This window comes from Acidovorax sp. 93, assembly GCF_003633835.1.
Lineage (GTDB): Bacteria > Pseudomonadota > Gammaproteobacteria > Burkholderiales > Burkholderiaceae_C > Acidovorax > Acidovorax facilis.
Genome location: NZ_RBIT01000001.1, coordinates 4,556,471 through 4,570,357, shown reverse-complemented (window position 1 = coordinate 4,570,357; position 13,887 = coordinate 4,556,471). Strand labels below are relative to the sequence as shown.

Here is a 13,887-nt window from a genome sequence, read left to right as displayed (position 1 = left end):
CCGTGCGCCTACTGCCATGTCCCTTCTTCACCGCTTGAACCTGCTCGAAAAATTCCTCATCCTGGGAACCCTCGGGCTCATGATGAGTGCGCTGCCCACCTACCTGACGGTGCGCGATGCGCTGCACGCCATTGGCCATGCGCGCCACGAGGCGCAGGGCATGGTCCCTGCGCAGGCACTCACCCGCCTCGTGCAGCAGATGCAGGTGCACCGGGGCCTGTCGGTGGGCATGCTGGGCGGCGACGAAACCCTGGCGGCACGCCGCCCCGCTGCGCGCGATGCCGTCAACGCGGCGCTGGACGATGCCACCACCCGCTTTGCGGCCGCCAAGGTGCCCGCCGCCCAGATGGCCGCCTGGACCCAGGCCCAACAGACCTGGCGCACGCTGGAGCAGGCCGTGGCCGCACGCAGCATCGAGCAGGCCCAGAGCACGGCGCAGCACACACAGCTCATCGCGTCGCTGCTGCAGCTCAACGAATCCTTGCTGCATGCCTATGGCCTGCAGATCGACCCCGACGCCGACACGCACGCACTGATCCAGGCCTCGCTGGTGCAGGCGCCCATGCTGGGCGAAAAGCTGGGCATGCTGCGCGCGCAAGGCGCCAGCGCCCTGGGCAAACGCGAGCTGACGCCCCAGGGCAAGGGCCAGTTGCTGGTGCTGCAGCAGCGTGTGGCCGAGCTGCAGGCCGACACCTTCCGGGGACTGGACCGCGCCCTGCAAGGCAACCCCGATCTCCAACGCGCCCTGGGCAGCAGCGCGCAGGCCGTGCAGGGCCAGATCCAGCAATCGCTGCAGATGGCCGAACGCGACGTGATCAACGCCAGCGAACTCCAGCTGCCTTCCAAGGACTATTTCGACGCCTTCACCCGCACCATCGAAGCGCTGAACGCGCTCAACAACCTGTCCATGGCCAGCCTGGACCAGGCGCTGCAGGCTCGGGTGTCCGACCTGCAGCGGGGACTGCTGTGGGTGGCTCTGGCGCTGGTCGTAACGCTCTCGGCCACCAGCGGCATGGCGCTGGTGTTTGTGCGCTCGATGACGGTGCCGCTGTCGCAGGCCGTGGCGCTGTCACGCGCCGTGGCGCAGGGTGACCTGAGCGGCGCCCCGCTGGCCCACGGCACCAACGAAGTCGGCCAGCTGCTGCAAGCGCTGCAGCAGATGCGCAGCCAGCTCACGCAGGTGGTGCGCCAGGTGCGCAACGGTTCTGAAAACGTGGCCACGGCCAGCGTGCAGATTGCCCAGGGCAATACCGACCTCTCTGCCCGCACCGAAAGCCAGGCCAGTGCGCTCGAAGAAACCGCCGCCTCGATGGAGCAGCTCAACGCCACCGTGCGCCAGAACGCCGACAGCGCCCAGCAGGCCAGCCAGCTGGCCGCGAGCGCGAGCACCGTGGCCACCCAGGGCGGCGAGGTCGTGGCCCAGGTGGTCAACACCATGCAGGGCATCAACGCCGCGTCGCAGAAGATCTCGGACATCATCGGCGTGATCGACTCCATCGCCTTCCAGACCAATATCCTCGCCCTGAACGCCGCTGTGGAGGCGGCCCGCGCGGGCGAGCAGGGCCGGGGCTTTGCGGTGGTGGCCAGCGAAGTGCGCAGCCTGGCCGGACGCAGTGCCGAGGCCGCGCGCGAGATCAAGGCCCTCATCAGTGCCAGCGTGGAGCGCGTGGAACAAGGCACCGCCCTGGTGGACCGGGCGGGCAGCACCATGACCGAGGTGGTGGCGTCCATCCGCCGCGTGACCGACATCGTGGGCGAGATCAGCGCGGCCAGCCACGAACAATCGCTGGGCGTGGCCCAGGTGGGCGAGGCCGTGACGCAGATGGACCAGGTCACGCAGCAAAACGCCGCCCTGGTCGAGGAAATGGCCGCCGCCGCCAGCAGCCTGCAGAACCAGGCCGAAGACTTGGTGCAGGTGGTGTCGGTGTTCCGTCTGGGGGACGAAGGCCAGGGCCAGCACAGGGCACCACGTCCCACAAATTCGCTACAAATTCAATAGCTATTGGTGCTTACCCATCAAGCGCTAGCGGCCATTTCTATTCAAACTCTGCGCGCCCCGTGGCTCCGCGGCGCTGCGCGGAGCGGCGGATGGACCGGGCAGCTCGCTCGCTCCTCCGTTGCGCATCCGTTCACGCCGTCGCAGGCTCACCACCCGGCCCCGCCACCGGCAGCACCAGCCGCGCGCGCAGCCCCTGGCCGGGGGCGCTATGCAACTCCAGCGCACCCCCCTGGGCGCGCGCCACGCGCTCGGCAATCGCCAGACCGAGCCCGGCCCCCGGTGCGCCCGCACGCGCCGTGCCGCCGCCACGTGCAAAAGGCTGGCGCATGCGGTCGATCTCTGCGGCGGTGATGCCGGGGCCTTGGTCCTGCACCTCCAGCCATACCTGGGTGGCGTCTGCCCCTGTGCGCAGCACCACCGGCGGCGCACCGTGGCGCCAGGCGTTTTCCACCAGGTTTTCCAGCGCGCGGCGCAGGGCCTGGGGGCGCACGGGCACGTCGGGCAGGGCCCCCAGTTCCAGCACCAGCGCGCGGCCATGGTCGGCCTGCGCCTCGGCCACGGCCTGGGCCAGGTCGTTGAGCGATGCGGTGGTGGGCGCCTCGGCCTCACCGCTGCGTGCGAACTGCAGGAACTGGCCCACGATGCCATCCATCTCGTCGATGCTGCGCGCCATGCTGGCCGCCAGCGGCGCATCGACCTGCGGACCCGCAATCTCTACCCCCAGGCGCAGCTTGGTCAGCGGCGTGCGCAGGTCGTGCGACACACCGGCCAGCATCAGTGCGCGCTCGTGGTCGGCGGCGGCCAGACTCTGCGCCATCTGGTTGAAGCTGCGCGCCACGGTGGCGATTTCTTCGGGCCCATCATCCGGCAGGGTTGCGGGCGACTGGCCGTGCGCCAGTTGCTGCGCCGCGCCCACCACCTGCACCAGCGGGCGGTTGATGTGGCGCTGCAGCCACCACGCGCCCAGCAGCGCCAGCAGCATGCTGGCCAGCGTGGCGGCCAGCCAGGCGCCGGTGAACTCACGGGTGGGGAATACGCTGGGGAGGTTGAGCCAGTAGTCAGTGCCCTCGTGCACCATGCGCAAGGCCAGCACCCCGGTGCTGTCGCGGCGCCACACAGGTTGCGGGGGTTGTGTTTCAGCATCGCCCGCCCCCAGGCGGCGCGACACCGCCTGCACAAACTGCCGCTCCAAGGGCGACAGCAGACCGCGCCGCGCTGCGCTTTCTGGCAGAGCGGGCGGTGTGGCCTGCGCGGCCTGCCGGTTGAACGCCTCCACAAACGCCACGCGCTGCGCCGGAGGCAGCGCCTGCAGCCCGGCCCGCAGCGCAGTCACGTTGCGCGCCACGCCATCGGCCACCTGCGCCACACGGGGCTTGAAGATCATCTGCCGCACCAACACCGCCGCCACCAGCTGCCCCAGCACGATGAGCGCAGCCATCAGCAGCAGGTTGCGCCCGAGCAGGCTGCGCGGCCAGAGCCCCCAACGGCGGGCAGGGGGAGCGGGTGCCGTCATGGCTGCGCCCCTCCACCCGGCGCAGCGCCATCGGGCACAAACACATAGCCCACGCCCCACACCGTGCGGATGTGGCGCGGCTGGGCCGGGTCGGCCTCGATGAGCTTGCGCAGGCGCATCACCTGCACGTCGATGCTGCGGTCGGTGGCGGTGTGGTCGGGCCCATAGGCCAGCGCGATAAGCCGGTCGCGCCCGAGCGGTCGGTGTGGCTGCTGGGCCAGCGCCTGCAGCAGCGCGAATTCGCCGGTGGTCAGGGGCACGTCCTGCGCACCGTGGCCGTCGTTCCCGTCGTTGCGCTCCAGCCGGCGCTCGTCCAGCCACAGCGTGAACGCGCCAAACACAATGCGCCCACCCGCCTGGCGCGGCCCGGTGTGGGCGCCCAGCACACGCTGGCGCCGCACCATGGCCTGTATACGGGCCAGCAGCTCGCGCGGGTTGAAGGGCTTGGGCAGGTAGTCGTCGGCGCCCATCTCCAGGCCGATGATGCGGTCCACCGGGTCGCCGCGTGCGGTGAGCATGAGGATGGGAATGGTCTCGCCCTGCGCACGCAGGCGGCGGCAGATGGCCAGGCCGTCCTCGCCCGGCATCATCACGTCGAGCACCAGCACATCAAAGCGCTCGCGCTGCAGCAGCACGTCGAGCGGGCCCGCGCCATCGACCGTGCGCACGGTATAGCCCTGGTCGCTGAGGTAGCGCTGCAGCAGGGCACGCAGATCGGGCTCGTCATCAGCGACCAGGATTTTGGCCAGGGGGTCGGTCATGGGCAGGGAGCAACGTGGCAAGTGAAGGCGGCGTGGTGGCAATGGTAGGCGCTACTTGGACGGTACGGCGGGCCACGCACCCCCAAGCCATGACAAGGCATGACGGAGCCGCGGTCGTTTGTCATGGTTTGTCATACATCGGCGGATTTCTGCCATCAATGGCTCACACCCGGGACCCACAGTACAACCATGCCACACCCCAAGGCAAACCCCAAGGAGTTGACCACCATGCCTTTGCTGCCCCACCCCGCTGACAACGACCTGCTGCACCGCCCCGCGCTGGCAGCGGGTGTGCTTGTGTTACCCGCCCTCGCCACCCTGGGGCTGAGCGCCGTGCTGGCGCTGGCCGCCCCCACCGAAGCGCAGGCCCGCACCCGCCGGAGCGTGGAACATAACGCCGATGGCAGTACCACCACCCACACCGGCGTGGCGCGCAGCGGCCCGAATGGTGCGATGCTGCGCGGCCGCACCGCCACCACCGATGGGCAGGGCAACGGCAGCGTCACCCGCCGCGGCGCCGCCGTGGGCGCGCAGGGCGGGGTGGCCGCACGCCAGGGCAGCACCACCCGCAGTGCAGACGGCAGTGCCAGCCACAGCGGCACGGTGTCCGCCCAGAATGCCCAGGGCAGTCTGCACAGCAGCGGCGGGGCAAGCCGCAATGCCGACGGCAGCGTGGAGCAGGCCCGCAGCACCACCGCCACCAGTGCGGCCACCGGCAACAGCGTGCAGACGCAGAGCAGCTACAGCAAGGACAGCGGCTTGAGCCGCAGTGCCACCTGCTACGACGCGAGCGGCACAGCCATGGCTTGTCCGACGCGGCCTTAACACCGTCTGGACCCAGCCATCGATTGCCGCCCTCTGAACTCAGGAGCCTTGCCATGTCCCTGCGCCGCACCCTCACCTTGACCACCCTCGCCGCGCTCACGCTGGCCACCGCCAGCGTGCAGGCCCAGACCACCGCGCACAACGGTGGCCGCCTGCGTGCCCTCATCGCACAAAAGCAGGCCGCCGCCGCACCGGCCGTCCTGGCCGCCGGCGTGCAGCGCATCGCCGATGTGCCCTACGGCGCCGACCCGGCGCAGCGCATGGATGTGTATGTACCCACCAGCCCCACCACAGGCACCAACAGCCTGGTGGCCAGCGCGGTGCGCGCGCCGGTCATCTTCATGGTGCACGGCGGCGGCTGGCGGCATGGCGACAAGGCCATGGGCCGCGTGGTGCAGGAGAAGGTGAACCGCTGGGTGCCCAAGGGCTTCATCCTCATCTCCATCAATTACCGCATGCTGCCCGACGCCCCCGTGGCCGTGCAGGAGCGCGATGTGCAGGCTGCCCTCATGGCCGCGCAGCAGCGCGCGGGCACCTGGGGGGGAGACCCGAGCCGCTTCATCCTCATGGGCCACTCGGCCGGGGCTCACCTGGTGGCCCTGCTCAATGCCCGCGCCCCGCAGGCCCTGCGCGAAGGGGCCTGGCCGTGGCTGGGCACCGTCTCGCTGGACAGCGCCATGATGAACGTGCCCGCCCGAATGCGCGCCCCGCACCTGCCGCTGTACGACGACGCATTTGGCACTGACCCGGCTTATTGGGTAGCGATGTCGCCCTTCCACCAGTGGACGGCGGGCGCTCCGCCGATGCAGATGGTGTGCTCCACCCAGCGGGCGGACGACCCCTGCCAGCAATCCGATGCCATGGCCCGCCACGTGCGCAACCAGGGCGGCCGCGCCGAGGTGTTGCCGCAGGACCTGGACCATGGCGAAATCAACGCCCAACTGGGCCTGGACAGCGATTACACCCGCGCGGTGGAGGCCTTCATGGGATCGCTGGACGCTGAGGTGGCCCGTCGCCTGCAGTGATGTAGCGGCAATCTGCTACTGAATCAATAGCTGCTAGCGCTTTATAGATAAGCGCTAGCAGCCATTTTCATTCAAACTTCGCCTGCAGGTAGGGCGCCAGATACCGCCCCGTATGGCTGGCCGGGTTGGCTGCCAGCTCCTCCGGCGTGCCCACGCCCACCACGGTGCCACCGCCCGCACCACCCTCCGGCCCCATGTCGATGAGCCAATCGGCGGTTTTGATCACGTCGAGGTTGTGCTCGATGATGACGATGGTGTTGCCCGCGTCGCGCAGCTGGTGCAGCACCTTGAGCAGCAGGTCAATGTCGGCAAAGTGCAGGCCCGTGGTGGGCTCGTCCAGGATGTAGAGCGTGCGGCCGGTGTCGCGCTTGCTCAGCTCCTGCGCCAGCTTCACGCGCTGCGCCTCGCCACCGGAGAGCGTGGTGGCCGCCTGGCCCAGGCGGATGTACGACAGGCCCACATCCAGCAGCGTCTGCAGCTTGCGCGCTATTGTTGGAACGTCCTTGAAGAAGGCGGCGGCGTCTTCCACCGTCAATTCCAGGATCTGCGCGATGTTCTTGCCCTTCCACAGCACTTCCAGCGTCTCGCGGTTGTAGCGCTGGCCGTGGCAGATGTCGCAGGGCACGTACACGTCGGGCAAGAAGTGCATCTCCACCTTCACCACACCGTCGCCCTGGCAGGCCTCGCAGCGGCCTCCGGCCACGTTGAAGCTGAAGCGCCCGGGGCCATAGCCGCGCTCCTTGGCGGTATTGACCTCGGCCATCAGCTCGCGGATGGGGGTGAACAGGCCGGTGTAGGTGGCGGGGTTGCTGCGCGGCGTGCGGCCAATGGGGCTCTGGTCGACGTTGATGACCTTGTCGAAGTACTCGATGCCCACGATCTCGTCGTGCGCGGCCGGTTCTTCGTGCGCGCGGTACAGCTGGCGGGCCACGGCGGCGTACAGCGTGTCGTTGACCAGCGTGCTTTTGCCCGAGCCCGACACGCCCGTCACGCAGGTGAGCAGCCCCACCGGAAAATCCACCGTCACGTTCTTCAGGTTGTTGCCCGTGGCGCCTGCCACCCGCAGCGCCTGCAGGGCGCCCTGGCGTGCGTGGTGTTCGGCCATGCGTTCGGCGCGGCGTTTGCTGGCCTCGGTTTGCGGAAAGCGCGACTTGGCCTTGGCCTCGACCACGGGAGCAGTCTGCTCCAGCACCGGCAGCCAGGGCGTGCGGCGCTGGGGCACGGCAATCGAGCGCACGCCCGACAGGTACTGGCCCGTGAGCGACTGCGTGTTGCCACGCACTTCGTCGTACGTGCCCTGCGCCATCACGCGCCCGCCGTGCACACCCGCGCCGGGGCCCATGTCGATCACATGGTCGGCGGCGCGCATCATGTCTTCGTCGTGCTCGACCACGATCACGCTGTTGCCGATGTCGCGCAGGTGTTTGAGCGTGGCGATCAGGCGGTCGTTGTCGCGCTGGTGCAGGCCGATGCTGGGCTCGTCCAGCACGTACATCACGCCCGTGAGGCCCGAGCCGATCTGGGACGCGAGGCGGATGCGCTGCGCCTCGCCGCCGGAGAGGGTCTCGGCGCTGCGGTCCAGGCTCAGGTAGCTCAGGCCCACGTCGTTCAGGAACTGCAGGCGCGTGGCGATCTCGCGCACCACCTTGTCGGCGATCTCGGCCTTGGCGCCGGTGAGCTTCAGGTCGTTGAACCAGGTGTGGGCGGTGTTCAGTGTGGCGTGGCTCACTTCAAAGATGGCGCGGGCCTGCTCGCCCTCGCCCAGCCGCACGTGGCGGGCTTCGCGGCGCAGGCGCGTGCCGTGGCATTCGGGGCAGGGCTGGGTGCTGCGAAAGCGCGCCAGGTCCTCGCGCACCACCACCGAATCGGTCTCGCGGTAGCGCCGCGACATGTTGGGGATGATGCCTTCGAAGGGGTGCTTCTTGGCATACACCTTGCCCTTGGAGGCACCGCTGTCCATGATGTAGCTGAAGGCGATTTCTTCCTCGCCCGAGCCGTGCAGGATGGCGTGCTGCACCGGTGCGGGCAGAGATTCAAACGGCGCCTCGATGTCAAACGCGTAGTGCTTGGCCAGGCTCTCCAGCATCGCAAAGTAGTAGCCGTTGCGCCGGTCCCAGCCCTTGATGGCACCGCTGGCCAGGCTCAGCGTGGGGAAGGCCACCACACGAGCCGGGTCGAACACATCGCGCTGGCCAATGCCGTCACACGCGGGGCACGCGCCCATGGGCGAGTTGAACGAGAACAGGCGCGGCTCCAGCTCCGGCAGCGAATAGCTGCAGACGGGGCAGGCGAACTTGCTGCTGAACAGGTGCTCTTGCCCCGTGTCCATCTCCAGCGCCAGCACGCGGCCATTGCCCTCATGCCCGCCCACGCGCAGCACCGCCTCGATGCTCTCGGCCAGGCGCTGCTGCAGGTCGGCGCGCACCTTGATGCGGTCGATCACCACGTCGATGTTGTGCTTCTCGGTTTTCTTGAGCGCGGGCAGGTTCTCGTGCTCGTAGATCTGGCCATCCACCCGAAAGCGGACGTAGCCCAGCGCCTGCATCTGCGCGAACAGCTCGGTGAACTCGCCCTTCTTCTCGCGCGCCACGGGCGCCAGCAGCATGAGCTTGGTGTCTTCGGGCAGGGCCAGCACGGCATCCACCATCTGGCTCACGGTCTGTGCGGCCAGTGGCAGGTTGTGGTCGGGGCAATACGGCGTGCCAGCGCGGGCGTACAGCAGACGCAGGTAGTCATGGATCTCGGTCACCGTGCCCACGGTGGAGCGCGGGTTGTGGCTGGTGGCCTTCTGCTCGATGGAAATCGCGGGCGAGAGGCCTTCGATCAGGTCGACATCGGGCTTGTCCAGCCGCCCCAGAAACTGCCGCGCATAGGCCGACAGGCTCTCCACATAGCGCCGCTGGCCCTCGGCATACAGCGTGTCAAACGCCAGGCTGGACTTGCCCGAGCCCGACAGCCCCGTGATCACCACGAGCTGGTTGCGCGGGATGTCGAGGTCGATGTTCTTGAGGTTGTGCGTGCGCGCCCCCCGGATGCTGATGCGCTGCTCGCGCAGGGCGCGGGCGAGGTAAAGACCGCTGCTGTCGGCAGCTTGGGCATCGGTGGGGGAATGGGAGTCGGTCACGGAGTGGGGAAACAGCAGGGAAACCGACCATGATAGGTCAAGCCCCATGCCCTGTGTTGCAGCTGCTGCCATGCCAGTACCATTGCACGCCATATTCATTTGCCTACGCCAAAGTGACCGATCCCACACCACCCCACGTCCCCCATGTCCATGCCCAGGCGCTGACCGTGACCCGTGCGGAGCGCGAGCAGCTGGGAGGCCACCCCGGCCGGGTGGTCTGGCTCACCGGCCTGTCGGGTGCGGGCAAATCGACCATTGCCAATGCGCTGGAGCGGGAACTGAATCGCCAGGGCAAACGCACCTACATCCTGGACGGCGACAACATCCGCCAGGGGCTGAACCGGGATCTGGGGTTTTCGGACGCGGACCGGGCAGAGAACATCCGGCGTGTCGCACAAGTGGCCCGCCTGTTTGTGGACGCGGGCGTGATCGTGGTGGTGGCTTTCATTTCGCCCTTTCGTGCAGAACGCCAGGCGGCCCGGGAACTGTTTGCCCCGGGCGACTTCCTGGAAGTGTTTGTCGATGTGCCGCTGGCACTCGCCGAAGAGCGCGACCCCAAAGGCCTGTACCGCAAGGCCCGCACGGGCGAGTTGCGCCAGTTCACCGGTATTGATTCGCCCTACGAGCCACCGCTGGTCGCCGAGCTGGTGCTGCCCACAGCCCAGCTCACGCCCCAGGAATGCGTGCAGCGGATCTGCGCTTTGCTGTGAGCCTTTGGGCCGGTCAGCCATGCCTTGGGAGCCGTGCCACGCCCCGCACATGCCCACGCGAATCACAACTCCTGCCCAATGGGCGAAAATCCCTGCTTTACCTGCCCCATAGGGCACCACCGTGCCGGATTCTCCTTCTTCACTTGCGGGCGCTGCCCCACCGCCCCTGTCGCCATCGCCTTCCGGCAACGCCATGACCCCGCAGGAGCGCCGCTCCAGCCTCAGCCTGGCGCTGATCTTTGCGCTGCGCATGCTCGGACTGTTCCTGGTCCTGCCTGTGTTTGCGCTGGAGGCCCGCAAGTACCCCGGTGGGGATGACCCCGCCCTGGTCGGTCTTGCCATGGGCATCTACGGCCTGACACAGGCGGTACTGCAGTTGCCGCTGGGCATGGCCTCCGACCGGTTTGGGCGCAAGCGCGTGATCGTGCTGGGTCTTTTGGTGTTTGCAGCGGGTAGCCTGCTGGCCGCACTCGCCGATTCGCTCACGGGGCTGCTGGTGGGCCGCGCGATGCAGGGCGCCGGTGCCGTGTCGGCCGCCGTCACCGCCCTGCTGGCTGACCAGACGCGTGATGCCGTGCGCACCAAGGCCATGGCCCTGGTGGGTGGCAGCATCGGGCTGATGTTTGCGGTGGCGCTGGTGGCGGCGCCGGTGCTGGCGGCCCACATCGGGCTGGCGGGCCTGTTTGGCCTGACCTGCGCCCTGGCGCTGGCGGGCGTGGCGGTGGTGATTTGGTGGGTGCCTGCAGAAACCGCGCAGCACCAGAATGCGCCCCGGGGCCGCCTGGCCGATGTGTGGGCCCACCCCGACCTGCTGCGCCTGAACCTGGGGGTTTTCGTTCTGCACACCGTGCAGTTGTCCATGTGGGTGGCCGTGCCGGCCATGCTGGTGCAGGCGGGCCTTAGCAAAGACCACCACTGGCAGGTCTACCTGCCTGCGGTGGTGCTCTCGTTTGCGGCCATGGGCGGGCTGTTTGCGCTGGAGCGTGCGGGCAGGCTGCGCGCCGCGCTGCTGGGTGCCATTGCACTGGTGCTGCTGGTGCAGGCAGGCCTGGGCCTGCTGGCGGGCAGCGGCAGTACACCCACACTGTGGGTGCTGGGGCCGTTGCTGTTTGTGTTTTTCTGTGGATTCAACGCGCTGGAGGCCAGCCAGCCCAGCCTGGTGTCGCGCATGGCGCCGCCGCAGCTGCGCGGCGCGGCGCTGGGCAGCTACAACACGCTGCAATCGCTGGGCCTGTTTGCGGGCGGCGCGCTGGGCGGCGCCCTGGTGAAATGGGCCGGCGCGCCCGGCCTGTTTGCCGCCACCACCGTGCTCACGGCCCTGTGGCTGGTACTGACCTGGCCCCTGCGGCCCGTGGGGCGCGGCGGCCACTGAGTGGTGGATCGAGCCATGCCGCCAGAGCTTCCATTGCGAGCCGGTTGCGGCACAATGGCGCGTTTGGCGCCCGGAATCCTTCTCCAAATCCGGCGCTTCTTTCATCCCTTTAAGGCAAAAACAGCACCATGGCATCCGTAAACAAAGTCATCATCGTCGGCAACCTGGGCCGCGACCCTGAAATGCGCACTTTCCCCAGTGGCGATCAGGTGGCCAACGTGACGATTGCCACCACCGACAAGTGGAAAGACAAGCAGTCTGGCGAAATGAAGGAGGCCACCGAGTGGCACCGCGTGGTCTTCAACGGCCGCCTCGCCGAGATCGCTGGCCAGTACCTGCGCAAGGGCTCGCAGGTGTACGTGGAAGGCAGCCTGCGCACCCGCAAGTGGACCGACCAGAGCGGCGTGGAAAAGTACAGCACCGAAATCCGTGCTGACCAGATGCAGATGCTGGGCAGCCGCCAGGGCATGGGCGGCGGCCAGGGTGGTGGCCAGCAAGGCGGCGGATACGACGATGGCGGCTACGGCGGTGGCGACCAGGGCGGCGGCTACGACCAGGCCCCCCGCCGCGCCGCGCCCCCACCACGCCCCATGGCGGCCCCTGCCCAGCGCCCTGCGCCTGCGCCCGTGGCACAGCCACCCCGCGCAGCTTCGGGGTTTGACGACATGGATGACGACATCCCCTTCTAAAAGCCGCGCTTTCCAGTTTTGTAAAAAGGCCCGCAGCACAGACGCTGCGGGCCTTTTTTTGCGCCCGCACGATGGTCAAGAGGCGCTGAATCAACAGCACGCAGCGCTTCTTCTACAACGGCCAGCGCCCTCCCCACCCCCTCAGTTTGTCCAGTGCGGCACGGGGACAACGGCGCCAACACTTTCTTACACCGGTTGCGCCCAACTCGAAGATCATCGGGCGCTTGTTGGCGGCTGGCCTGCGGTGCCGCCAGCAAATTCTGGTTAGTCACAACAACATTCAACAGCACAAGAGAGGGATAGCCATGTCAGGCTTTGTTCGCAAGATTTTGATTTTCATCACCGGTTACGCGTGGCTGCTGCTACTGGCCGGGCCCGGCCTGATCGGCCTGTCGCTGTACAGCGGCTGGAAGGCCGATGGCGACCACGCCTACGCAGCGCGGGAAAGCCTGCAGAGCGTGGCAGGCACGGTGACGCAGGCTTCGGAGGTCACCGTCAAGCGCAAGCGCCGCGCTACCAAGCAGTTCTACGAAATCAGCGTCCAGCCCGATGGCGCAGGCGCCGAGGCCCGCAAGCTGCGCATCGACTACAGCACACCCCAGGAACTGGTGGGCAACCTGATCGACGAAAAAATCACCGCTTTGGTGGACAAGAGCGACAACGACCTGGTGTACGAAGTGGCGGTCGATGGCAAGCCCGTGATCAGCTATGAGACCACCAGGCAGCGCCTGCAGGCCGAGGCAGCGTCCTCCGCCCGGTCCTTCAGCGGCGCTGGCACCTGGATCTTCGCGATCCTGCTGACGCTGATCGGCGCCGCCGGTGTGTGGTCCAACCGCAGGCTGCGTGCAGCGGACTCCAGCCAGCAGCTCAGCGCGGCCTGAGAATTTTTCACAGAGAGGGAGGGAGGAGGCGCCTGGCGCGCCCCTCCCATGATTTCACAACCAACACATAGAGCGAGGAATACGCCATGAATCCCAATGTCCTGACCCCTTCGACGCCGGAAGGCGCACCGTTTGAACGGCGCGATTTCATCGTTGCTACCTACAAGCACCTCGGTGTGGCCATGCTGGCCTTCGTGGTGCTTTCCGCCGTCCTGATGGCGACCGGATTTTCCGGCACAGCGGCCAAGATGCTGCTGGCCAGCGGCAACAAGTTCCTGTGGCTGGGCGTCATGGGCGCGTTCATGCTGGTGGGCTGGCTGGCCTCGTACATGGCCGACAACGCAGAGAGCCCGCAAACACAGCTGATGGGCCTGGGCCTGTATGTACTGGCCGAAGGCCTGATCTTCGCGCCGATGTTCGGCATCGCCCAGATCGTGGCCCCCGGTGCCATTGGCGCTGCGGCCTTCATCACGCTGCTGCTGGTGGGCGCGCTCACCTGGACGGCGTTCACCACCAAGACCAACTTCTCGTTCCTGGGGGGCATTCTGAAGGTGGGCGGCCTGGTGGCCCTGGGCACCATCATTGCCGGCGCCATCTTTGGCTTCAAGCTGGGCATCTGGTTCTCGGGGATCATGGTGCTGTTTGCCGGCGCCTGCGTGCTGTACGACACCTCGCGCATCATCCACGACTACCCCGCCGACCGCCCTGCGGGCGCTGCGCTGCACCTGTTTGCATCGATCGCGCTGATGCTCTGGTACGTGCTGCGCATCCTGATCAGCCTGGCGACCAACGACGACTGAGCCGCCATTCTCGAAGACCCGCGCGGTGGCAAGGGCCGGCTCCTGCAAAGGGGTCGGCCCTTTTCTTTGCAGCAGGCTGAAATCCAAGAAAAATCAGGCTCTAGCGCTTGATGAACAAGCGGGAATAGCTATATTATTGATAGCAATTCATCGTAAGTGCATTCAGGTGCACCTGACACGCGTGGCCC

Annotated in this window: 11 protein-coding genes; 8 read left to right on the top strand and 3 right to left on the bottom strand. The window is 67.7% G+C overall.

What is annotated here, in order from left to right; all coding sequences use genetic code 11:
• The first annotated feature begins 16 nt into the window (after positions 1–16).
• Entirely contained in the window at positions 17–1,999 is a 1,983-nt protein-coding gene (locus C8C93_RS20815) for a methyl-accepting chemotaxis protein (protein WP_121508152.1), read from the top strand.
• 130 nt (positions 2,000–2,129) lie between these two features.
• On the opposite strand, the gene C8C93_RS20810 is transcribed toward C8C93_RS20815, so the two are convergent.
• Positions 2,130–3,512 (bottom strand): ATP-binding protein, encoded by a 1,383-nt coding sequence (locus C8C93_RS20810; RefSeq protein WP_121508151.1) that lies wholly within the window; start codon positions 3,510–3,512, stop codon positions 2,130–2,132.
• Positions 3,509–4,273: a two-component system response regulator OmpR gene (gene ompR, locus C8C93_RS20805; RefSeq protein ID WP_121508150.1), complete on the bottom strand. Its 765-nt coding sequence runs from the start codon at positions 4,271–4,273 to the stop codon at positions 3,509–3,511. Before ompR ends, C8C93_RS20810 begins: the two co-directional genes overlap by 4 nt.
• Positions 4,274–4,501: 228 nt before the next feature.
• Here ompR and C8C93_RS20800 point away from each other — a divergent pair, with 228 nt between their 5' ends.
• Together C8C93_RS20800 and C8C93_RS20795 are read left to right on the top strand one after the other, a co-directional pair.
• Complete coding sequence (locus tag C8C93_RS20800; RefSeq protein WP_121508913.1) at positions 4,502–5,098, top strand: hypothetical protein; 597 nt, start codon at positions 4,502–4,504, stop codon at positions 5,096–5,098.
• A 53-nt stretch (positions 5,099–5,151) separates the two neighbouring features.
• A complete protein-coding gene (locus C8C93_RS20795; RefSeq protein ID WP_121508149.1) occupies positions 5,152–6,123 on the top strand; it encodes an alpha/beta hydrolase in 972 nt (323 codons plus the stop codon).
• A 67-nt stretch (positions 6,124–6,190) separates the two neighbouring features.
• Here the strand turns inward: C8C93_RS20795 and uvrA are convergent, their stop codons facing one another.
• Entirely contained in the window at positions 6,191–9,247 is a 3,057-nt protein-coding gene (gene uvrA, locus C8C93_RS20790; protein WP_121508912.1) for an excinuclease ABC subunit UvrA, read from the bottom strand.
• 113 nt (positions 9,248–9,360) lie between these two features.
• Here uvrA and cysC point away from each other — a divergent pair, with 113 nt between their 5' ends.
• From cysC to C8C93_RS20765, 5 genes are all read left to right on the top strand, one after another.
• Positions 9,361–9,957 carry an adenylyl-sulfate kinase gene (gene cysC / locus C8C93_RS20785; protein ID WP_121508911.1) on the top strand — a complete coding sequence of 199 codons (597 nt, stop codon included), beginning with the start codon at positions 9,361–9,363 and terminating at the stop codon, positions 9,955–9,957.
• A 193-nt stretch (positions 9,958–10,150) separates the two neighbouring features.
• Positions 10,151–11,329: an MFS transporter gene (locus C8C93_RS20780; protein WP_121508148.1), complete on the top strand. Its 1,179-nt coding sequence runs from the start codon at positions 10,151–10,153 to the stop codon at positions 11,327–11,329.
• A 128-nt stretch (positions 11,330–11,457) separates the two neighbouring features.
• Complete coding sequence (gene ssb, locus C8C93_RS20775) at positions 11,458–12,018, top strand: single-stranded DNA-binding protein (RefSeq protein ID WP_055400317.1); 561 nt, start codon at positions 11,458–11,460, stop codon at positions 12,016–12,018.
• A gap of 305 nt (positions 12,019–12,323) precedes the next feature.
• On the top strand, positions 12,324–12,899 hold the full coding sequence (locus tag C8C93_RS20770) for a hypothetical protein (RefSeq protein WP_121508147.1): 576 nt from the start codon (positions 12,324–12,326) through the stop codon (positions 12,897–12,899).
• 86 nt (positions 12,900–12,985) lie between these two features.
• Complete coding sequence (locus C8C93_RS20765) at positions 12,986–13,699, top strand: Bax inhibitor-1 family protein (protein WP_121421645.1); 714 nt, start codon at positions 12,986–12,988, stop codon at positions 13,697–13,699.
• The last annotated feature ends 188 nt before the right edge of the window (positions 13,700–13,887 follow it).

Bases quoted from the DNA above. Each gene is read 5' to 3' on its own strand.
- ssb (WP_055400317.1), top strand. From the start codon at position 11,458: ATGGCATCCGTAAACAAAGTCATCATCGTCGGCAACCTGGGCCGCGAC.
- C8C93_RS20815 (WP_121508152.1), top strand. From the start codon at position 17: ATGTCCCTTCTTCACCGCTTGAACCTGCTCGAAAAATTCCTCATCCTG.
- C8C93_RS20795 (WP_121508149.1), top strand. From the start codon at position 5,152: ATGTCCCTGCGCCGCACCCTCACCTTGACCACCCTCGCCGCGCTCACG.
- C8C93_RS20810 (WP_121508151.1), bottom strand. From the start codon at position 3,512: ATGACGGCACCCGCTCCCCCTGCCCGCCGTTGGGGGCTCTGGCCGCGC.
- C8C93_RS20765 (WP_121421645.1), top strand. From the start codon at position 12,986: ATGAATCCCAATGTCCTGACCCCTTCGACGCCGGAAGGCGCACCGTTT.
- C8C93_RS20780 (WP_121508148.1), top strand. From the start codon at position 10,151: ATGACCCCGCAGGAGCGCCGCTCCAGCCTCAGCCTGGCGCTGATCTTT.
- C8C93_RS20770 (WP_121508147.1), top strand. From the start codon at position 12,324: ATGTCAGGCTTTGTTCGCAAGATTTTGATTTTCATCACCGGTTACGCG.
- C8C93_RS20800 (WP_121508913.1), top strand. From the start codon at position 4,502: ATGCCTTTGCTGCCCCACCCCGCTGACAACGACCTGCTGCACCGCCCC.
- ompR (WP_121508150.1), bottom strand. From the start codon at position 4,273: ATGACCGACCCCCTGGCCAAAATCCTGGTCGCTGATGACGAGCCCGAT.